Annotated in this window: 18 protein-coding genes; 7 read left to right on the top strand and 11 right to left on the bottom strand. The window is 66.4% G+C overall.

The features are described from left to right. Window positions 1-312: 312 nt before the first annotated feature. Together ACOCMH_RS06620 and ACOCMH_RS06615 are read right to left on the bottom strand one after the other, a co-directional pair. A complete protein-coding gene (locus ACOCMH_RS06620) occupies window positions 313-1299 on the bottom strand; it encodes a PAS domain-containing protein (RefSeq protein WP_427306101.1) in 987 nt (328 codons plus the stop codon). Then, window positions 1296-2210, bottom strand: a complete 915-nt coding sequence (locus ACOCMH_RS06615; RefSeq protein WP_427306100.1) for a LysR substrate-binding domain-containing protein — start codon at window positions 2208-2210, stop codon at window positions 1296-1298. The genes ACOCMH_RS06620 and ACOCMH_RS06615 overlap by 4 nt, the downstream gene beginning before the upstream one ends. A gap of 100 nt (window positions 2211-2310) precedes the next feature. Here ACOCMH_RS06615 and ACOCMH_RS06610 point away from each other — a divergent pair, with 100 nt between their 5' ends. From ACOCMH_RS06610 to ACOCMH_RS06585, 6 genes are all read left to right on the top strand, one after another. Then, on the top strand, window positions 2311-3384 hold the full coding sequence (locus ACOCMH_RS06610; protein ID WP_427306099.1) for a tartrate dehydrogenase: 1074 nt from the start codon (window positions 2311-2313) through the stop codon (window positions 3382-3384). A 266-nt stretch (window positions 3385-3650) separates the two neighbouring features. Beyond that, a complete protein-coding gene (locus ACOCMH_RS06605; protein ID WP_427306098.1) occupies window positions 3651-5246 on the top strand; it encodes a BCCT family transporter in 1596 nt (531 codons plus the stop codon). 142 nt (window positions 5247-5388) lie between these two features. Continuing rightward, window positions 5389-6525, top strand: coding sequence for an aromatic ring-hydroxylating oxygenase subunit alpha (locus tag ACOCMH_RS06600; protein ID WP_427306097.1), 1137 nt, complete (start codon window positions 5389-5391; stop codon window positions 6523-6525). A 65-nt stretch (window positions 6526-6590) separates the two neighbouring features. Next, on the top strand, window positions 6591-8039 hold the full coding sequence (locus tag ACOCMH_RS06595) for an NAD-dependent succinate-semialdehyde dehydrogenase (protein ID WP_427306096.1): 1449 nt from the start codon (window positions 6591-6593) through the stop codon (window positions 8037-8039). A 30-nt stretch (window positions 8040-8069) separates the two neighbouring features. Then, entirely contained in the window at window positions 8070-9047 is a 978-nt protein-coding gene (locus tag ACOCMH_RS06590) for a PDR/VanB family oxidoreductase (RefSeq protein ID WP_427306095.1), read from the top strand. Window positions 9048-9104: 57 nt separating this feature from the next. Beyond that, entirely contained in the window at window positions 9105-10193 is a 1089-nt protein-coding gene (locus ACOCMH_RS06585; RefSeq protein ID WP_427306094.1) for a porin, read from the top strand. 51 nt (window positions 10194-10244) lie between these two features. Here ACOCMH_RS06585 and ACOCMH_RS06580 read toward each other — a convergent pair whose 3' ends face one another. From ACOCMH_RS06580 to ACOCMH_RS06545, 8 genes are all read right to left on the bottom strand, one after another. Beyond that, window positions 10245-11645, bottom strand: coding sequence for an MFS transporter (locus ACOCMH_RS06580; RefSeq protein WP_427306093.1), 1401 nt, complete (start codon window positions 11643-11645; stop codon window positions 10245-10247). 86 nt (window positions 11646-11731) lie between these two features. Then, window positions 11732-12865: an FAD-dependent monooxygenase gene (locus ACOCMH_RS06575; protein WP_427306092.1), complete on the bottom strand. Its 1134-nt coding sequence runs from the start codon at window positions 12863-12865 to the stop codon at window positions 11732-11734. Window positions 12866-12875: 10 nt separating this feature from the next. Further along, on the bottom strand, window positions 12876-13634 hold the full coding sequence (locus tag ACOCMH_RS06570) for a maleate cis-trans isomerase family protein (RefSeq protein ID WP_427306091.1): 759 nt from the start codon (window positions 13632-13634) through the stop codon (window positions 12876-12878). 5 nt (window positions 13635-13639) lie between these two features. After that, window positions 13640-14125 (bottom strand): acyl-CoA thioesterase, encoded by a 486-nt coding sequence (locus ACOCMH_RS06565; RefSeq protein ID WP_427306090.1) that lies wholly within the window; start codon window positions 14123-14125, stop codon window positions 13640-13642. Further along, window positions 14122-15819 (bottom strand): AMP-binding protein, encoded by a 1698-nt coding sequence (locus ACOCMH_RS06560; RefSeq protein ID WP_427306089.1) that lies wholly within the window; start codon window positions 15817-15819, stop codon window positions 14122-14124. The genes ACOCMH_RS06565 and ACOCMH_RS06560 overlap by 4 nt, the downstream gene beginning before the upstream one ends. A gap of 15 nt (window positions 15820-15834) precedes the next feature. Then, entirely contained in the window at window positions 15835-16107 is a 273-nt protein-coding gene (locus tag ACOCMH_RS06555; protein WP_427306088.1) for a hypothetical protein, read from the bottom strand. Further along, the gene (locus ACOCMH_RS06550) at window positions 16104-16760 is read right to left on the bottom strand and encodes a VOC family protein (RefSeq protein ID WP_427306087.1); all 657 of its coding nucleotides are present in this window, start codon (window positions 16758-16760) and stop codon (window positions 16104-16106) included. Before ACOCMH_RS06550 ends, ACOCMH_RS06555 begins: the two co-directional genes overlap by 4 nt. Before the next feature lie 80 nt (window positions 16761-16840). Then, on the bottom strand, window positions 16841-18133 hold the full coding sequence (locus tag ACOCMH_RS06545) for an alpha/beta hydrolase (protein WP_427306086.1): 1293 nt from the start codon (window positions 18131-18133) through the stop codon (window positions 16841-16843). Window positions 18134-18346: 213 nt separating this feature from the next. Between ACOCMH_RS06545 and ACOCMH_RS06540 the strand changes: the two genes are divergently transcribed. Next, window positions 18347-19060 (top strand): TetR/AcrR family transcriptional regulator, encoded by a 714-nt coding sequence (locus tag ACOCMH_RS06540; RefSeq protein ID WP_427306084.1) that lies wholly within the window; start codon window positions 18347-18349, stop codon window positions 19058-19060. A gap of 98 nt (window positions 19061-19158) precedes the next feature. Here the strand turns inward: ACOCMH_RS06540 and ACOCMH_RS06535 are convergent, their stop codons facing one another. Next, window positions 19159-20049, bottom strand: coding sequence for a LysR substrate-binding domain-containing protein (locus tag ACOCMH_RS06535; RefSeq protein WP_427306083.1), 891 nt, complete (start codon window positions 20047-20049; stop codon window positions 19159-19161). Between the last annotated feature and the right edge of the window lies 1 nt (window position 20050).

Raw genomic sequence — 20050 nt, 5'->3', positions numbered from 1 at the left:
ACGACGGGCGCGGCCCGGCCGGTCCTGTATTGCGGAGCCAGGACGGCCGGATCGTTGCGGTGACACCAGAGTAGATTTCCGGCGGGCTGGCCGGTGTGTACAAATCGGGGGGCGGAAAGGGAGCACAGTGTTCGCGAGGGAATACCGGCTCCGAAGCGCTGCCTGCGCGAGGCCGAGTTGACTCCGCGACTCATGACTGGAAGGCTGCCCTGCGAACTGGAGCGCTTTGCCGCCAAGCTAATGCCCGACGACCACGTGGTAGTCGAGGCGACCGGCAACACGATCGCCATCGCCAGCCTGGAACGTGGACAGTCAGGCCGCGCGCAGCGCCAGCGCGTAGTACGAGGCGCCGTCCTCGCTGCGGTTCAGCGTGGCGCGCACCGTCACCGCCAGCCCGCTGCCGTCCTCGCGTTGCAGCTCGGTGTGGAACTCGCCTTTCGGCCGGGCGCGCGTCATCTTGCGCAGGCGCGCCCTGGCGTCGGCGAGCCGTCCGGCCAAGCCGTCGCCCAGCAGGGCATCGGCATCGCAGCCGGCCATCGCCGCCAGCGCCGCGTTGACGGACTCGCAGCGCAACGAAGCGTCCAGCAGGGCCATGCCTTCCGACGTCAGTTCGAACACCGCCTGGAACCGCGCCTGCTGGTCGCGCAGCGACTGCTCCGCGAGCTTGCGCGCGGTATTGTCCATGCTGATGCCGACGATCTTGACGATGCGCCCGTCCAGTTCCCGCACCGGCGTGGCGCGGGACGAAATCCAGCGGATGCTGCCGTCCGGCTGGTACAGGCGGAAGTCGAATTCGTGCGCATGGCCGGTGCGCAGCGATTCCTCGTAGGCGGCGTTCATCATGGGCACATCATCGGCATGCACATGCTTCCAGAAGCTTTCGTTGCTGACGATGCGCCAGCCGTACACGGCCTCGACGTTGGACGAGTAGGTCACGCCGTCCGTGATCAGGTTCCATTCCCACGTGACGATGCGCGCGCCTTCCTGCGCCAGCTTCATGCGCGCCTCGCTCTCCATGATCTCGGCGGTGTAGCGGCGGCGCATGTCGGTCATGGGGATTTCCACCGCGCTCGATGTTTCCGCCTCCTGCCGCGCCTGCTCGCCATAGCGCAGCCAGATCCAGTTGACGCCGAGGAACGCCGCCAGCTTGCGCAGCTTCTCGTAGTCGATCTCGCCGCCCCGGGTCCATTTGTGGACGGCCGGGCGCGACACCTCGAGCGCGTTGGCCACCGCCTGCAGCGTGAGTTTCTTGTGTTCGAGCAGTTCCTTGAGGCGGAACGCGAAGCTGTTTTCTGTCATGTGCTGGATTCCCCGGTGGCATCCCCGAGATGCCGCATGAAAAACTCGACGCAGGCGCGCAGCCGTGCGGAGCCGGAAAGGCGCGAAGGATACACCGCCCAGATATCCGCGTCCTGGCGGTAGTCGGGCAACACCTGCACCAGGCGGCCGGCCTTGAGGTCAGGCTCGACATCCCACCTCGAGCGCAACATCACCCCATGTCCGGCCAGCGCCCAGCCCGTGACGATCTCGCCGTGGTTGGACGACAGGCGCCCGCCGACCTTGACGTTGCGGTCGCCCTCCGGCCCGGTCATGCGCCACACGCCGAAGGGATGGTCGCGCTCCTTGGTCACGAGGCAGTCGTGCTCCGCCAGCGCATCCAGCGTCTGCGGCATGCCGCGCGCCGCGAGATACGATGGCGCCGCGCACAGCACCCGCCAGTTACGTGCCAGCCGGCGGGCGATCAGGTGCGGGGCGATGTCGTTGCCGATGCGGATGTCGAGGTCGATCCCCTCGGCCGCAAGATCGACCAGCTTGTCGAACACGTCGAAGCGTATTTCCAGGCCGGGGTACTGTTCGCACAGCGCCGAGACCAGCGGCGCGACACGCCGCCTGCCGAAGCCCACGCTGCTGCCGATCCGCACCAGCCCGCGCGGCGCGCCGCCGCCAGCCGAGACGTCGTCCATCAACTGGCCGATCTCGTCGAGCATGTGGCGCGCCCAGCGGCACACGCGGTCGCCGTTTTCCGTCAGCGACACCTGGCGCGTGCTCCGGTGCAGCAGTTGCGCGCCCATCGCCTGCTCCAGCGCCTTGACGCGCTTGCTGACATAGGCCGGCGAGCTGCCCAGTTCCTCGGCGGCGGCGACGAAGCTGGCGCGCTGGGCAACCAGGCAGAACACCCGCAGGTCTTCCAGTGGCGGCAGATTATTCACGATTCGTGTTTCCTGTTTCCACGTTTGCGCGGATGATCCGCGCCGGTTTTCGCGGCATCCTCGATCGCGTCCTGACCACCAGACACGAGCGAGACACGCCATGACCAAACCATTTCGCATCGCCGCCATCGCCGGCGACGGCATCGGCAACGAGGTCCTTCCCGAAGGGCTGCGCGTCGTCGAAGCCGCCGCGCGCAAGTTCAACCTGCCCATTGAAGTGCGCCACTTCGAATGGGCCAACTGCGACTACTATCTCCACCACGGCAAGATGATGCCGGACGACTGGAAAGCGCAGCTTGACGGCTTCGACGCCATCTACTTCGGCGCCGTGGGCTGGCCCGACAAGGTGCCCGACCACATCTCCCTGTGGGGCTCGCTGCTCAGGTTCCGCCGCGAGTTCGACCAGTACGTCAACCTGCGCCCGGTGCGCCTGCTGCCTGGCGTGCCTTGCCCGCTGGCCGGCAAGAAGCCCGGCGACATCGACTTCTACGTGGTCCGCGAGAACACCGAGGGCGAGTACAGCCCAGTCGGCGGCCGCATGTACGAGGGTACCGCGCGCGAGATCGTGATGCAGCAGTCGATCTTCAGCCGCCACGGCACCGACCGCATCCTGAAGTACGCCTTCGAACTGGCGCAAGCGCGTCCCCGCAAGACGCTGACCTCGGCCACCAAGTCCAACGGCATCGCCGTCAGCATGCCCTGGTGGGACGAGCGCACCGCCGCCATGGCAGCGCAGTACCCCGAGGTCAAATGGGACAGCCAGCATATCGACATCCTCTGCGCCCGTTTCGTGCTGCAGCCGGAGCGCTTTGACGTGGTGGTCGCTTCCAACCTGTTCGGCGACCTGCTCTCCGACCTGGGCCCGGCCTGCACCGGCACCATCGGCCTGGCGGGCTCGGCCAACCTTAACCCGGAGCGCAAGTTCCCGTCGCTGTTCGAGCCGGTGCACGGCTCGGCGCCGGACATCTACGGCAAGCAGATCGCCAATCCCATCGGCATGATCTGGTCGGGCGCGATGATGCTCGATTTCCTCGGGGGCTCCGCCGGAAAGCAAGCGCATGACGCCATCCTCGCCGCCATCGAAACCGTGCTGCGCGAAGGCCCGCTGACACCGGATGCCGGCGGCAAGGCCGGCACCAGCGACGTCGGCCGGGCCATCGCCGACGCCGTCTGACACCGGATGCGCGGGAGCACGTGACGCAGGATTCGCGCGCCACGCCTTCCGCCTCCGGCGCGAAAAGGCCCATCGGGCACACCCACGGTTTTTTTCAGCGCGGAGCTTGTGCATCCCCGGAATTTTGCATTAGAGTTTCGTAAACCAATAGTTACTGTAAACCATTGGTTTACGTAAAGCAAGATAAGAACGCGGACCGCACCGCGCCGGGTAGACAAGTTCCATCACAAAGCACCATGCGCCAAGACGCATCGGAGGAGATCCACTTGAAAACGTCCACGCCCCACCGCGACGGATTCCTGACCGTCTGCACGCTCACCGCCGTGCTGGTCACCGTCATCGCCATGGTCCGCTGGCCCGCCGCAGCGGCCGCGACTGCCACCCAACTTTTCGAATGGTCCACGCGCTCCTTCGGGTCGCTGGTCCAGATCTTCGTCTTCGGCTGCGTCATCGCGTGCCTGGCGCTGGCCTTCAGCAAGTACGGCAACGTGCGCCTCGGCGAAGGCAAGCCCGAGTACTCCACGTTGTCGTGGGTCTTCATGTTCATCTGCGCCGGCATGGGGTCGTCGACCATGTACTGGGGCGTGATGGAGTGGGTCTACTACTACCAGTCGCCCGGCCTGAACGTGCCCACCGGCACGCGTGAAGCGCTCGAATACTCCATCAGCTACTCGTTCTTCCACTGGGGCCTGAGCGCCTGGGCGGTGTACGCCCTGCCCTCGCTGGCGATGGCGTACCACTTCCACGTGCGCAAGAACAAGGGGCTGAACCTGGCGTCCATCATCGAAGCCATTACGGGCTTCCGCGCCACCGGGCCAGTGGGCCGGCTGGTGGACCTGATCTTCCTGCTGACGATGTTTGGGGCGCTGACTGTTTCCATCGCGCTGACCGCGTCGACCTTCACGCGCGGCCTGTCCGGCCTGTTCGGCGTGCCGGATACGTTCGTCACGCAGTTGATCGTCATCGTCGGCGTGTCGGTGCTGTTCTCCGCGAGTGCCTACATTGGTATCAACGGCGGCATGCAGCGCCTGAGCCATATGGTCTGCTGGGGCGCGCTGCTGCTGGCCGCGGTCGTGTTCGCCATCGGACCGACCCTGTTCGCCGGCAACAACATCGTCAACGGCCTGGGCCTGATGTTGCAGAACTACGTCCACATGAGCCTGTTCACCGATCCCACCGGCGACGGCGCCTTCAGCCGCGGCTGGACGGTGTTCTACTGGCTGTGGTGGGTGTCGTACTCCCCGGGCGTGGCGATGTTCGTGGCGCGCGTGTCCAAGGGGCGCAAGATCAAGGAAGTCATCTACGCCCTGCTGCTGGGCGGCAGCATCGGATGCTGGTTCTTCTTCGGCGCGCTGGAAAGCTACAGCATGCACCAGTTCATGTCAGGCGCCATCGACGTGCCGCGCATCCTGAAGGAGCACGGCGGCGAGACGGCAGTGGAAATGCTGCTGAGCGCGCTGCCTGCCGGCAAGGTGTTCCTGGCGGTGTACCTGGTGATCATGATCGTCTTCCTCGCCGCCCACGTCGACGCCGTGGCCTACGCCGTGGCCGCCACCACCACCCGCAACCTTGAGGAAGGACAGGACCCGTCGCCGACCAGCCGCGTGTTCTGGTGCGTGATGCTGACGCTGGTGCCGCTGGCGATGCTGTTCGTCAAGGCGTCGCTGGAGACCATGAAGACAGCCGTCGTGCTGACCGCCATCCCGTTCCTGGTCATCCTCGGCGTCAAGCTGTTTGGTCTGTTCCGCTGGCTGCTGCAGGACTACGCCGACACGCCGGCACACCTGATCGAAGCGGCCCAGCCTGAAGGCGAACACCGCGCCGTGACCACCGACCGCGAAGCCGCCGTCGCCAACGTTTGATGGATTGATGGACAGGGCGGCGCCCCGTCGCCGCCCCTTCCGACACTCGCCAACACATTGCCCGCCCCCGGGCTTTTTCTTCCGTCTTGTTGTTAAACAATATTTAACGCTTAACTACAAATTAACCAAAGGAAAGAGAATCATGGAGAAGACCTTGGACAATGCCGCCGTCAAGCTGCCAGCCAACTTCAACGCCGACGACGAAAACGCCTGGACCCTGCCCGCCTCGTACTACACGAAAGAAGCCGTCTTCGAGTACGAGAAGGAAAAGATCTTCGCCAACAGCTGGATCTGCGTGGCCCACCGCAGTGAACTGGCCGAGTCGAACGACTACGTGACCCGCGAGATCATCGGCGAAAGCATCGTCGTACTGCGTGACCGGGAAGGCGTGCTGCGCGCCTTCTACAACGTCTGCCCGCACCGTGGCCATCAACTGCTGCAAGGCAGTGGCCGCGCGAAGAATGTCATCACCTGCCCGTACCACGCCTGGACCTTCAAGCTCGACGGCGAACTGGCGCTGGCCCGCAACTGCGACAACGTGCCGAACTTCGACAAGGACAAGTCCAGCCTCGTGCCGGTGAAGGTCGAGGAGTACGCCGGCTTCGTCTTTATCAACATGAATCCGGACGCCGGCACCGTCGAGGAACAGCTGCCCGGCCTGGAAGCCCGCATGCGCGCCGCCTGCCCGGTGATCGACGAGCTCCACCTCGGCGCCCGCTTCGTCACCGAGACGCCGGCCAACTGGAAGTCCATCGTCGACAACTACATGGAGTGCTACCACTGCGGCCCGGCGCACCCTGGCTTCTCGGACTCGGTGCAGGTCGATCGCTACACCCACACGCTGCACGACAACTGGTCGCTGCAGTTCGGCCACGCCAAGTCGTCGGAGAGGTCTTTCAAGCTGGATGAGTCGGTCAAGGACCCCAGCTTCAGCGGCTTCTGGGCCTGGCCTTGCACGATGTTCAACGTGCCGCCGGGCGCCAACTTCATGACGGTGATCTACGAGTTCCCGGCCAGCGCCGAAGTCACCCTCCAGCACTACGACATCTACTTCCTGAACAAGGAACTGACCGAGGATCAGCAGAAGCTGGTCGAGTGGTATCGCGACGTGTTCCGCCCCGAAGACCTGCGCCTGGTGGAAAGCGTGCAGAAGGGGCTGAAGTCGCGCGGCTATCGCGGCCAGGGCCGAATCATGGTCGACCGCCAGCGCAGCGGCATCAGTGAGCACGGCATCGTGCATTTCCACCGCAAGGTGGCGAAGGAATACGAAGGCGCATGAGCGCCGCTACTCCCCCTATCCCATGCATGGGAGGGGGAATCAACACCGAAACGGAGACCAGACAAATGCAACTGAAGGACAACACCCTCTTTCGCCAGCAGGCACTGATCGGCGCCGAGTGGACCGACGCGCCCGACGCCGCCACCGTAGCCGTGTCCGACCCCGCCACCGGCGAGCGGGTTGGCACCGTGCCGCTGATGCGCGAGGCCGGCGCCGTGGCCGCCATCGAGGCCGCCAATGCCGCCCTGCCCGCCTGGAAAGCCCGCACCGCCAAGGAACGCGCCACACTGCTGCGCAAGTGGTTCGATCTCATCATCGAGAACGAGGACGACCTCGCCGCCATCATGACCCGCGAGCAGGGCAAGCCGCTCGCCGAAGCGCGCGGCGAGATCCGCTACGCGGCCTCTTTCATCGAGTGGTTCGGCGAGGAAGCCAAGCGCCTCTACGGCGACGTGATCCCCTCCCCGGCCGCCCACAAGCGCCTGGTGGTGGTGCGCGAGCCGATCGGCGTCTGCGCCGCGATCACGCCGTGGAACTTCCCGGCGGCGATGATCGCCCGCAAGGCCGCGCCCGCGCTGGCCGCTGGCTGCACGATGGTGGTCAAGCCCGCCAACGAGACACCGTTCAGCGCGCTGGCGCTGGCCGAACTGGCGCTGCGCGCCGGCATCCCGGCGGGCGTGCTGAACATCGTCACCGGCGACGCCGCCGCCATCGGCAGCCAGTTCACCGGTCATCCGCTGGTGCGCAAGCTGTCGTTCACCGGCTCTACGCCGGTCGGGCGCCTGCTGATGCAGCAGTGCGCCGGCACGATCAAGAAGGTATCGCTGGAACTGGGCGGCAATGCGCCGTTCATCGTGTTCGAGGACGCGGACATCGACGCGGCGGTCGAGGGCGCGATCCAGGCCAAGTACCGCAACGCCGGCCAGACCTGCGTCTGCGTCAACCGCCTCTATATCCACGACGCCGTGTACGACCAGTTTGTCGAGCGCTACGTGAAGAAGGTGGCCGGACTGCGCGTGGGCAACGGCTTCACGGCCGGCAGCGAGATCGGCCCCCTTATCACCGAGAAGGCCGTCGCCAAGGTCGGCGAGCTGGTCGCGGATGCCGTCAGCAAGGGCGCGCGCATCGCCATCGGCGGCGGCGTGCATGAGGCCGGCGCGCAGTTCTTCGCGCCGACGGTGCTGGCCGACGTCGCCCCCGGCATGCGCGTGCTGGACGAGGAAATCTTCGGCCCGGTCTCGCCGATCGTCCGCTTCAGCTCCGAAGCCGACGTCGTGCGCATGGCCAACGACACCATCTACGGCCTGGCCGCCTATTTCTTCAGCCGCGACATCGGCCGCGTCTGGCGCGTGGCCGAACAGCTCGAGTACGGCATCGTTGGCATCAACACGGGCCTGTTCTCGAACGAAGTGGCGCCGTTCGGCGGCGTGAAGCAATCGGGCCTCGGCCGCGAGGGCTCGAAGTACGGCATCGAGGACTACCTCGAAATGAAATACCTCTGCATGGCGCTGTAACGCGCTGGCAGCCACCCGGAAGACAGCAGCATGGGCAATACCTACCAGACCCTCCAGGTGCGGGTCGCGCGCATCGAGCACGTGACCCCGCTGATCAAGCGCTTCACCATCGAAGCGATGGACGGCAGCGACCTGCCGGCCTTCACCGGCGGCAGCCACGTCATCGTGCAGATGCGCGACGGCGAGCGCCAGTACAGCAACGCCTATTCGCTGATGAGTTCGCCCGATGCGCTCGGCAGCTACCAGATCGGCGTGCGGCGCGAGGAGAAGTCGAAAGGCGGCTCCGCGTTCCTGCACGACAGGGTGGCCGAGGGCGACGCGCTCACCATCACCACGCCGAACAACCTGTTCGCGCTGGACGATGGCGCGCGGCACCACGTGCTGATCGCGGGCGGCATCGGCATCACGCCGTTCATGTCGCAGATGCATGAGCTGCGCAAGCGCGGCGCCTCGCACGAGCTGCACTACGCCTTCCGCGCGGACGAGCACGGCGCGTTCCGCGACGAACTGGCGGCGCTCGCGCAAGCGTCTTCCGGGAGCCAGGTCAGCTTCTATGTCGACAGCAAGGGCCAGAAGCTTGACCTGGCCCGCCTGCTGGGCGACATGCAGGCCGGCGCGCATGTCTATGTCTGCGGCCCGGCGCCGCTGATCGACGCCGTGCGCACGGCCGCGCAGGCGGTCGGACTGGACCCGTCGCGCATGCACTGGGAACAGTTCGCCGCGCCGGAACAGGCGGGCGACGCCTTCACCGTGGTGCTGGCGAAATCCGGCAAGACCGTGGAAGTGGCTGCCGGCGAGTCGATCCTGAAGGCCATCGAGCGCGACAGCACCGTGCCGGTCGAGTGCCTGTGCCGCGAAGGCGTGTGCGGCACCTGCGAGACCCGCATCCTCGAAGGCGAAGCCATCCACTTCGACCAGTACCTGAGCGACAAGGAGAAGGCGGCGCAGAAGACCATGATGATCTGCGTATCGCGGGCCAGGAGCGGCAAGCTCGTGCTCGACCTGTAAGTCACAAGAAAGGCCGGCGCACCGGACGCCGGCCGCCCTTCCTCCCGAGGAGACAACATGAACAAACCAGCCAGCCTCTGGCTGCTGGCGGGCGCGCTGCTGCCTGCCACCTTGCCTTGCGCATCGCATGCGCAGTCGAACGTGACGCTCTATGGCGTGGTCAGCACCGCCGTGCGCTACACCTCAAACCTCGACGGCCGCCATCACGAACTGGCCGAACTCGTTTCCAGCGGCATCGGCGGCAGCCGCTGGGGCCTGAAAGGCAACGAGGATCTGGGCGGCGGCAACAAGGCCGTCTTCCTGCTTGAGAACGGCTTTGGCACCGACGACGGCAAGACCGCCTACAACGCATTGTTCGGCCGCCAGGCCTATGTCGGCCTCTCCGGCGCCTGGGGCGCCCTGACCTTCGGCCGCCAGTACAACGCCCTGAACAACATCGCCTGGGCCTTTGACCCCCTTGACCAGAGTTGGGGCAACTTCTGGTCCGACCCGCTCTATACGGGCGGCGATATCTTCTTCCAGGGCTACCGAGTCAACAACAGCGTGGTCTACAAGAAGACGATCGGCCCGGTCAGTGTCCAGCTCGACTATGGCTTCGGCGAGCGCCCCGGCAGCACAGCGCGCGGGGCAACGTTCGGCGGCGGCGTCATGTACCAGCAGGGGCCGCTGGCCATCGGCGTGGCCTATGACCAGCAACGCCCGGGCACCGGCGACAACACGCTGCACAACTACTCGGTCGGCGCATCGTACGTGCTCGGCAACGCCACCGCCTACGTCGGCTATATGGGCCGCCGCGAGCGCAACCCGGAGGCCCGCTTCGGCATCGCCTTCGTCGGCATCGGCTACCAGGCCACGCCGGCCCTCCACCTTTCGGGCGCGTACTACCGCTACCACCAGAGCGGCAACGTCACCACGCAGTTCCAGGCCACGCCCATCGCGCTCGGCAGCGGCAATGCCGACGCGGTATCGGCCGTGGCCGACTACGCCCTGTCGAAGCGCACCAGCCTGTTCCTCGAGGCCGACGCCACCTTCGCGCGCGGCGGCACGGTCGGGCGGGAGACGGAGTACTGGGGTGGGACGCCGGTGACGGATCTGCGCAGTACGACCCGCGTGGGCGTGATGGCCGGGATTCGCCACAGCTTCTGAGCCTCGCGCAGCGCGGCTTGCGCAACGCAGGGTGCATGTTCCTTTGCGTCCTTAGTCGAGAAGTTGCACAGCAGGTTCGGTCGACGCGAGGGCTGGCGCGCTGGACACGACCTGCACGCGCCCGCTCAGGTAGATGCCCACCGCCGCCACCAGCGCCGGTACCGCCAGCAGCAAGTAAAGCGACGCGTTGCTCCAGCCGGCCGACAGCAGCAATGCGCCACCCAGCGAGCCCGCGATGGCACCGACGCGCCCGATGCCAAGCGCCCATGCCACGCCGGTGGCACGGCTCATGGTCGGATAGAACGCCGACGCGAGCACATTGGCGCAGACCTGCGAGCCGCTGACACAGAAGCCCGTGACAAAGATCGCCGCGGCCATGGCCTGCGGCGCACTCACGGAAGCGAGGCACGCCACCGAGATCGCGCCAAGCGTGTAGGCGCCGGCCACCACCGTGTACGGATTGAACCGGTCCAGCAGCATGCCCAGCACGATGGCGCCGAGGACGCCACCGCCCTGCAGCAGGCCTGCCAGCATCGACGCTTCCTTCAGCGAGAGGCCGCTGCGCTGGACCAGGATCGGCAGCCAGTTGATCATCAGGTACAGCAACAGCAGGCTGCAGAAGAATGCCAGCCACAGCCACAACGTACCCATCCGATAACGCTGCGCAAAGAGCTGGCTGACCGGAGAGCCGGGAGCCTCCGGCTCGTCGGTCACGTAATGCATCGCCACGGTGATGCGGCGCGGGTCGATGCGAGCCAGGATGGCGGCGATCCGTGCCTGCGTGCCTTCACGCATGGCGAGATAGCGCACGGATTCGGGCAATGCCAGCGCCAGTACGGGGACCAGCGCCAGCGGCAGCACGCCGCCTAGTGCCAGCACACCGCGCCAGCCGGCATGCTCGATCAGATACGCCGTCACCACGCCACCGAGCGCGGAGCCGAGGGAGAAGCCGCAGAACATGACCGTCAGCAGGGTCCCGCGCCGGCGCGAAGGGCTGAACTCCGCGGTCAGCGTGATGGCATTGGGCATGGCACCGCCAAGGCCCAGCCCGGTCAGGAAGCGCAGCACGATCAGCCACCCGATACCAGGCGCCGCGGCCGAAGCCGCGCTCGCGGCGCCGAACCACAGCACCGACAGGATCAGCACGCGGCGCCTGCCGATGCGGTCCGCCAGCGGGCCACAGAGAAAGGCGCCGGCCATCAGCCCGAGCAGGCCGGCCGAGAACAGCGGTCCCAATGCCACCATGGAGAGCGACCAATCACTGCGGATACGGGGGGCGAGGAAGCCGATGATGGCAATATCGAAGCCATCGAGCGCGACGATCGCGAAGCACAGCAGCATGATGCGCAACTGCAAGGGCGACAGGCGCGCGGCGTCGATGAACTCGCGGACGTTGACGGCGGTGCGCGCGGGCGCGGCAGCCGCGCCGCCGGGGGCGGATGGGGCGGTCATGTTGTCTCCTGGGTTTTGTCTGCGCACAGCCGCTATGCTGCGGCTTGTGCGGGTACTTCGGATTGAGTGCTGCGGTGAGTGAAGTGCTAGGTAGCGGCGCCGGCGGCTTCCACGCGCGCGATGAACTCGGGGTCCCGCTGGCGCAGGTCTTCGTGCGTCACACGGCCGGTGCGCAGCATGTAGTCGTAGGCAAACGCCACCGGGTCGAGATGCATCTTGCAATCGACCGACTCGTACCAGTCCAGGCTGCGGCGGGCCGCATCCTGGAACTTCGCCGAGGCGTCGCGGCGCGAGCTTTCGAACGCCTGGAACGCGGCCGGGACATCATTGCGATGCGCGCAGACCGCATCGCACAGCGCGATGGCATCCTGCATGGCCATGCGGGTGCCGGATCCCAGCGAGAAATGCACGCTGCGCAGCGCGTCGCCGAGCAGCACCACCTTGCCGTGCGACCAGTGCGCGTTCTGCACCACGCTGGCCTGAAACCAGTTCGAACGATTGCCGAGCAGCGCTTGCCCGCCGAGATCGCCGGCAAACACCTGTTCGCAGAATGCGCGGCTCTGTTCCTCGGTCGCGGTATCGAGCCCGGCGCGATGCCAGGTTTCCGGATCGACTTCCACCAGGAACGTAGAGAGCGAGTCGCTGTACTGGTATGCGTGAGCGATGAACACGCCGTACGCGGTTTCGCGGAAGATCAGCGAAACCGGATGGAACAGCTGATGCGTGCCATACCAGGCGAACTTGTTGCGGCGTACGTCGAAGCTCGGCTTGAAATGCCCGGCCAGCCGCGTGCGCACCTCGCTGTTGACGCCGTCGGCCGCGACAATCAGGTCGGCATCAGGCAACGCGGCCGGGTCGCATACGCGGCTGCCGTAGCGAATCTCGACACCGGCGTCGGTACACGCGTCCTGCAGCACGCGCAGCAGGTCGATGCGCGAGGTCCGGGAGAAATGGTTGCCGCGCAGCGGCACCGCCACGCCACGGTGGATCACCTCCATATGATCGCAACGCTGGTGGTGCGCGGTGAATTTCCCGAAGAACGCCGGATCGGCATCCTGCAGGAACGACAGCGCAATGTCGGAGAACACGACACCCCAGCCATAGGTCGCGCCCGCCTGGTTGCGCTCATGCACGACGATATGGTCTTCAGGATGCCGCTGCTTGAGCAGCAGCGAGAAGTACAGGCCGGCGGGGCCGCCTCCGATGACGACGACATTCATGGTAAGCCTCTTACTTGCTGGCTGGCGCCAGGACCGCGCCAGCATTGGGGACGATGGGAGCCAGGTCCAGGTGCTCCAGCATCTGGCGCACCGTGCAGGCGGCGGTGGAGGTGACCGGAACGCCAAGGGCGTCCTGCGCGGCCTGGATGGCCGGCAGCGACGGCATCTGCACGCAGGCGGACAGCACCACGACATCGGCATTGGCGGTGTTCAGGCGCTTGACGTCAGCGAGCAACTGCATGGGATCGCGACGGCCGACTTCGAGGTTGTCGGGAATCTCGAACGACAACGCGTCCAGGACTTCAATGCCCTCGTGCTCGATGTACCGGACGACGGCGCCGGTCAGCGGCTTCATGTACGGTGCCATCAACGCAATGCGGCGCGCGCCCATCGCCTTCAGGCCCGTCACCAGCGCGCCGGCCGAGGTCATGACCGGCGCAGCGCAGTGGTTCTCGCGCGCCACGCGCAGCAGATCCTGCTCGACCTGGCGGTGGTAGCCAGGGCCCATCGCCATGATGGCGACGAGGCACGCGGTGCTCATCACATCCACGCGCGCGTCGGCCAGTTCGGCAGCGCAGCGCAGTCCTTCGCGGTTCATCGCTTCCAGTTCCTCGCGCACCACGCGGTGCATGCGCATGCGGCTCGAATGGAACGTGAAGCGCTCCGGCAGGAACTGCTCCCGTGCGCGCAGCATCGCTGGAATCTCGGTCTCCATCGTCGTGTTGGAGCTGGGCACAATCTGCCCGATACGATAGGTGCGACGGTTCATGCTGGTCAGCCTTGATGGAGTGGGTTGGCGTGCGGGCTGGTCTCGCAGGCACGCTGGTATTGTTCGAGGGCCTCGCGCAGCGCGGCCGGAACGTGGATCGCGTCGCGCGACCCGCGGCGTACGCAGATCGGCGTGAGCCGGCCAATGAACGCCGTTTCGCCGCTTTCACGCATGCGTGCCGTCATCGCCAGCGTGAAGGAGCGGGTGCCGATGGCCTCGACGCTGACGGTGATGTCGAACATCTCGTCCGGCCAGAGCGAACGGCGAAAGTCGAAGGCCAGCGCGCGCGTGGGTGTGCCAAAGCCAAGCGCGTCCTTGGTACGTTGCGGCGGGCCGTCGAACAATGACTCGTAGAACAGCTCTGCCGTGGCAATCACGTACTCGGAGAAAGACGGCGTGTAGACCACGCCGGCGGGGTCGCATTCGCCCCACTTGACGCGCCGGCGCACCGTGAACGGCGCGGCAGCCACTACGGCTTCAGTGCAGGTCATGCCGATTTCCTCCCCGACCCGGCCGCTTCCGCATCGAGCTGCCGTGCGACCATGGCCCGCAATGCCGCCTTGTCGACCTTGCCGACCCGGGTCACCGGGAACTCGGCGACCACCTCGATCCGCTCGGGGCACTTGAACTTCGCCAGTCCCTGGCCCACCAGGAAGCCGGCGAGTTCCGCCACATCGGGCGCTGCGTGGCCGGCGCGCAGGATTACGTAGATGCAACCCCTCTCGCCGTAAAGCGGATCCGGCATTGCCACCAGCTTGGCGTCGGCGACGGCCGGATGCCGGCTGACATACGCCTCCACTTCTTCCGAGCCGATCTTCTCGCCGCCACGGTTCACGTTGTCGCGCAGGCGGCCTTCAAACGCGAAGCAGCGGCGGCCGTCGATCACATGCTCGGTCATGAGGTCGCCGGAGCGCACCAAGCCATCTGCCGTCAGTGCCTGCGCGGTGGCCTCGGGCGCCTTGTAGTAGCCACGCAGGCTGGACGGCCCGCGGAAGCAGAGTTCACCCGGTGTTCCCGGTGCCGCGGCCTCGTCCGTGCCGGGTACCAGCAGGCGGATCTCGTCGTCCGGGCAACCGGAGAAGCCCTGCGTGCGGTGCCGCATCGCGGCCGGGAAGCGCGCGCCGGCACCAAGCAGCAATCCTTCGGTCGTGCCGAACAGGTTGAAGCACGGCACGCCCAGATGCGCTTCCAGCGCGTCGGCCCGCGTCATCGTCCCGAACAGCTCCAGCGACGACAGGTCATGCCGCGCGATGTCCTGGTACGCAATCATCTGCGGCGCCACCGGGCCGATCGACATGCCGTGCGTGACGCGGTGTGCCTCGATCAGCTCCAGCATGCGCGCGATGTCGACCCGCGGCATCAGCACTGCCGTCATGCCGCCGGCCACGACCGGCACCAGCACGTACAGCTGTCCGGCGTTGTGCAGCAGCGGCAGCGACCAGATCAGCCGGCTTTGCGCGCTCTGCCCGAGCTGGCGCATGCAAGCCAGCGCATGGCCGATGTATTCGGCATGGAAGCGCGGAATGATCTTCGGTACGCCAGTCGTGCCACCGGACAACTGGAAGCTGAGCACGTCCTCGCTGCCGATCGGGACACCGGCGAGTACGTCGACCGCCTGCTCATAGGGGATCGCGTCGATCAGTGCATCCATGCCATGTTCGGCAAGCGGGCCCTGGGCGGCGGGGCCGCCGCCACGCGCGACGACCAGGTGCGCGATCGACGCATGGCGCTGCGCCATGCCGCGCGCAAAGCTGGCCAGGTCGAACGCGCTGAAATCGGCCTGCACGAAGTAGGCGCGCGGCGCGGACTGCGCGGAAAGCTGTCCGATCTCGACTTCACGGTACTGCGGCACCGCGCACACCGGCACGACGCCAGCCTTGTAGCAGCCCATCAGCGCGATGACCGTGTCAATCGTGGTGCCCATCTGGAAGATGGCACGGTCTCCTGGCCGAAGGCCAAGCCGGTGCAGTGCGGCGCCAAGGCGTTCGCTGCGCGCGTCGAGTTCGGCAAAGGTGATCAGACGCTCGTCGCTGATGATTGCCGGCTGGTCCGGCGTGCGCCGGGCGGTCTTGCGCAGTGCGCCGCCGAGCGTGTCGTCGACCCATGTTCCGCTTTCGAAATACCGCGCGGCGTCGGCGGGCGGGCAGTACGCGACGCCTTCGATCGGGAAATGAATACCGGTCATGATGGCCTCCGGAACTCAAGCCTGCGCGGCATCGCGCGGCACGATGCGCACGATGTCGCGGTCGAACCGGGCGATCCTGCCGTCGAGGCCGCCTGTAAAGAGCCCATACCAGACTGCTGGCTTGAGTCCAAGGGCTCGGCGCCCGAACTCGACCGGCTCGTCGCAGGCGATCACGGTGTAGTCGCCAAGCTGGCTGAGGCGGCATGCCGGCATGCGCTGCGCGGCTTCCGTCAGCGCGGCGAACTCGGGCACGTTCAGCACAAAGATGCGCAGGGTGGACTGGCTCATGCGTGACACTCCTGCTCCGCGTTCAGGCGGAGGCCAAGGATCTCGGCCTTGCGCACCCAGATATCCTCGATCGACGTCACGCGCGCTTGCATGGCTCGGGCCTCGTCCTCCAGCTCGATGGCAGCGGCCAGCGTCGCGTCGGCGTCGCGCGCATCGAGCGCGGCCAGCGCCCGCAGCTTGCGCGTGATCTCGATGAAGTAGCCGTTCGGGTCGCGGAAGTAGATCGACTCGATCACTTCATGCGCGGTTTCCGCGGACACCACCACGCCGCGCGCTTCGAGACGCGTCTTCCATGCCAGCAGCTCTTCCTGCGTGTCGACCAGCCATGCCGTGTGGGTGGCGTCGAACACGTGGTCGTCCGGACGCGGCGGACGGCGATCGCGGCCGGCGAGCGCTGCGGGCTCCTCACTGCCGAGGTAGTAGAAGAACGCGATGGTGCTGCCCCTGCCGCTGTCGAAGAAGAAGTGCAGGAAATCGGGGTGCGTCGAAGGCCCCCAGCCCCGCGCCGAGATCGTGTGGATCAACGGCAGGCCCAGGATGTCGCGATAGAACGTGACGGTTTCCTTCAGGCGCCAGGTGGGCCGGGCAGTATGGTCGACGCCGTGCAGGCGCAGTGGCGCGGCGGCGTCGGGTCGGGCGGTCCTTGCATACATCGTTGCGTCTCCGGATCGGAATGGGTGGTGCTTGGAATGCGCGTTTCGGGTGTGGGTGTTTCTGGTGCGTGTGCGGTGGGCTATTGCGGGAAGGTCTCTCGCAGCCACGTCTGCAGCAGGCGTGCCGCCGCGTAGCGGCCAGGTTCCTCGCCGCTGGCCAGCGCGCGACCATGGTGGTCGCCGCGCACACGGTGGTGCTGCCTGGTGGCGCTGCCAAGACTGTCGAAGATCTCAGCGATCACGCTCGGGAAGCAGGCCTGGTCCCCCGTGTATTCGATCAGCAGCGTGGGCTGGTGAATGGCCGGCGCGGTGCGCGACAGCGCCGCGTTCGACGAGAGCCCCGACCACGTCGACAGCCAGCTCTCGGGCGAGCACACTCGCGCGAACCCGACTGATCCATAGTTGGACGCAAACGGATCCGCGCCCCACAACGAGCCGTACTTGCGGTCCGACGGGTCCAGCGACAGGTCGAAGCAGCGCAGGTCGGCATCAGTGCGCCATACGGTGAAGAGCTGCGTGTGGGCAGCGCGCCGGCGCACGGCATCGCTGACCGTGGCCGGGTTGCGCTTCACTTCGGCACGCGCGTCCATACGCTCGGCAATCATCGCCCTGGCCATGTGGTCCAGGCGCTGGATGCGTTGTTCCTGCGCGGCACGGTATTGCGCGACGAAACCGGCGCGGTACGTCGACGATTGCGGCGCAGGCGCAAAGCCATTGGCGGCGCAGAAGGCGTCGAGCACCGGATCCACGGACAGCGGATCGGTTTCGTCGGTCACGGACGGGTCGATGCAGGATTGCAGCAGCATGCCCTGCCCCGGATGCGGCGCAACGAAGACCACGCCGTCCACCGCCGGCAGCAATGTCGAGGCCAGTTTGGTGGCGCGGCCGCCGGGCGTGCGGGCCAGGCGCGCCGCGGGCGCCAGGTTGGACTGCTGGACGTACAGCGCGTACAGGCCGCTGCCGCCCGAGTTGCCCAGCAGCACGATGTTGCGGAAACCCGCTTCACGCAGGAAACGCACGCCTGCCGCCACGTCATAGAGCCCGAACTCGTGCTCCAGGCGCTGGTCGTTGCCGACACTGCGCGGCGATTGCGACCACGCCGCGTAACCGGCTTCGACGATGTCGGGAATCAGGTAGTGGCAGGCCATGAACTCGCGCGGATGCATGATGCAGACCACCGTATCGGGCCGGCCCGCGGCGTACAGCGAACCGCCGGTGGCCGCGCCATCCTCGGTGCGCAGCACGACATTGCGCGTGACCGTGCCGGGCGGCACGTCGCGCGGGTTCCAGTCGGTGTTCAGGAAGCCTGCAATCGGTCCGCTCGGGGCGTCCGGGGCGGCGGAAGCGTTGGGGGGCATCTGGGGGCTGGTCATGATCTCACTCCGTTTTTTACAGAATAGTCCATTTTTCGACGTGAGCGTAAATTTTTTCACGACGGCGACGAACCCTTCTTTCTCAGGCGGCGCCTAGCGCACTAGTCAGAGCGCTAAAAGCCGCGCAGGCGGCGCGCGGGGTGGCGCGTTCGCGCCATTTTGTTTATCGTGATGGCTTCTCGACGCCTGCGTCGAAAAACTGAATGGCAGTCCATGGCAAAGACACAGACCAAGAGCGACGCGCTGCGGGACTCGATCCTGGAGGTCGCGACGCGCCTCTTCATCGAACGCGGCTTCGACGGCACCGGGCTCAACGACATCGCGGACGCGGTGGGGCTGAGCCGTCCGGCGCTGTACTACTACTTCAAGAGCAAGGAAGCCATCCTTGAGGAGCTGACCACGGCGGTCACGCGCACCGCGGCGCAGCTGGCCACCGAGGCCATCCCCGAAGCCATGCGCACGCCAGCCGGCATCCTGCGCCATCTGGTAGTACGCCACGCCACGCTGATCCTGTCGCACCCGCTGCAGTTCCGCGTGGTCGAGCGCAACGAAAACAACCTGCCGCTCAAGCAGCGCAAGATGGCCGAGCAAGCGCGCCGCGCAGTGCTCGAGCAGTTCCGGCAGGCGATCGAGTTCGGCATCGACCACGGCACCTTCCGCGTGGTGGACGCGAGGGTCGCGGCTTTTTCCATCATCGGCATGTGCAACTGGACGGCGTGGTGGTTCAATCCGGCCGGCCAGGTTTCGATAGCAGATGTGGCAGCCCAGATTGCGGACATGGCGCTGCGTTCGGTCGAGTTGCCAGCGCACCGCGCGCTGGACAAGCCCGGGCCGGCGGCTATCCTGCAATTGCTGCGGGACGACCTGACGCTGCTGGAACGCAGCCTCGACGCGCGTGGGTCCGGCGGGGCCGCAACTGGCGAATAGTCAGTCCGACTTCGCTCCCTTGATCTCAGGGGCTTTGACTATTCCGCGGCGTCGCCGGGAACACCCCTGGCAATCAAGAACACGAAGCCCGGCGCTTCCTATTCAGCCATCGCTTCATGAATGCATCGGATGAAGTAGGTGGCGGAGTCCGACTGGATGCTGCCATCCCTCGTCATCAAGCAAAGATTGAGGCTGGGCGGATCCTCCGGCAACGCCATCGCCTGCACATCGGCAATCAGGCTGCGCTTCTGCACCGTGATGTGGGACAAAGGCATGACGGCGTCCATGTGGCTCATCAGTGCGTCGATCAATACGCGCGAGGTGCAGCGGGTGACGCGCTTGGGCGGCGGCAAGCCGTGCCGGGCAAACAAGGCTTCCAGATAGCGCGGATAGGCATCGCCCGCATCGGCGTGCAGCCATTCGGCATCCTGCAATTGCGCGCATGACGTGCTCCGCGCGAGCGGGCTGCCACGCCGAATGGCGAACACGCCAGGATAGCTTGCCAGCGCCTTGCTGAGGATGAACGGATCCGACGGCACTTCGGAGAAACCGGCCAGGGCGAAATCGAGATAGCCGGTGCGGAGTCCGTCCAGCAACGCCATCGCATCTTGCTGGAGCAGATCGACTGCCACGTCCGGCCGTGCAAGCCGGAAATTCACGAACGCTTCCGGCAGCACCGTCAGGCCAGCCAGGGGCGATATGCCGATGCGCAGCGAAGACGCCCTCCTGCCTCGGATCACTGCCATTTCGCGCTCGGCGCGCTCAAACTCGTGCACGATGACCCGCGCCCGCTCCAATAGCAGGCGGCCCTCCTCGGTGACGGTGACGCCCCATGAATTCCGGTTGAGCAAGGGCACGCCGATCTCGCTTTCGAGCTCACGCATGGTCTTCGTGATCGCCGGCTGGCTGAGACATAGCGCCCGCGCGGCGGCGTTGATGCTGCCATGTTGCGCAATGGCAGTCAGGGCGTGGAGGTGGTGAAGCTTCATA

Source organism: Cupriavidus sp. H39, assembly GCF_050271075.1.
Lineage (GTDB): Bacteria > Pseudomonadota > Gammaproteobacteria > Burkholderiales > Burkholderiaceae > Cupriavidus > Cupriavidus necator_B.
Note: the sequence above shows the minus strand (reverse complement) of the source record. Positions and strands in the feature narration are given on the sequence as shown.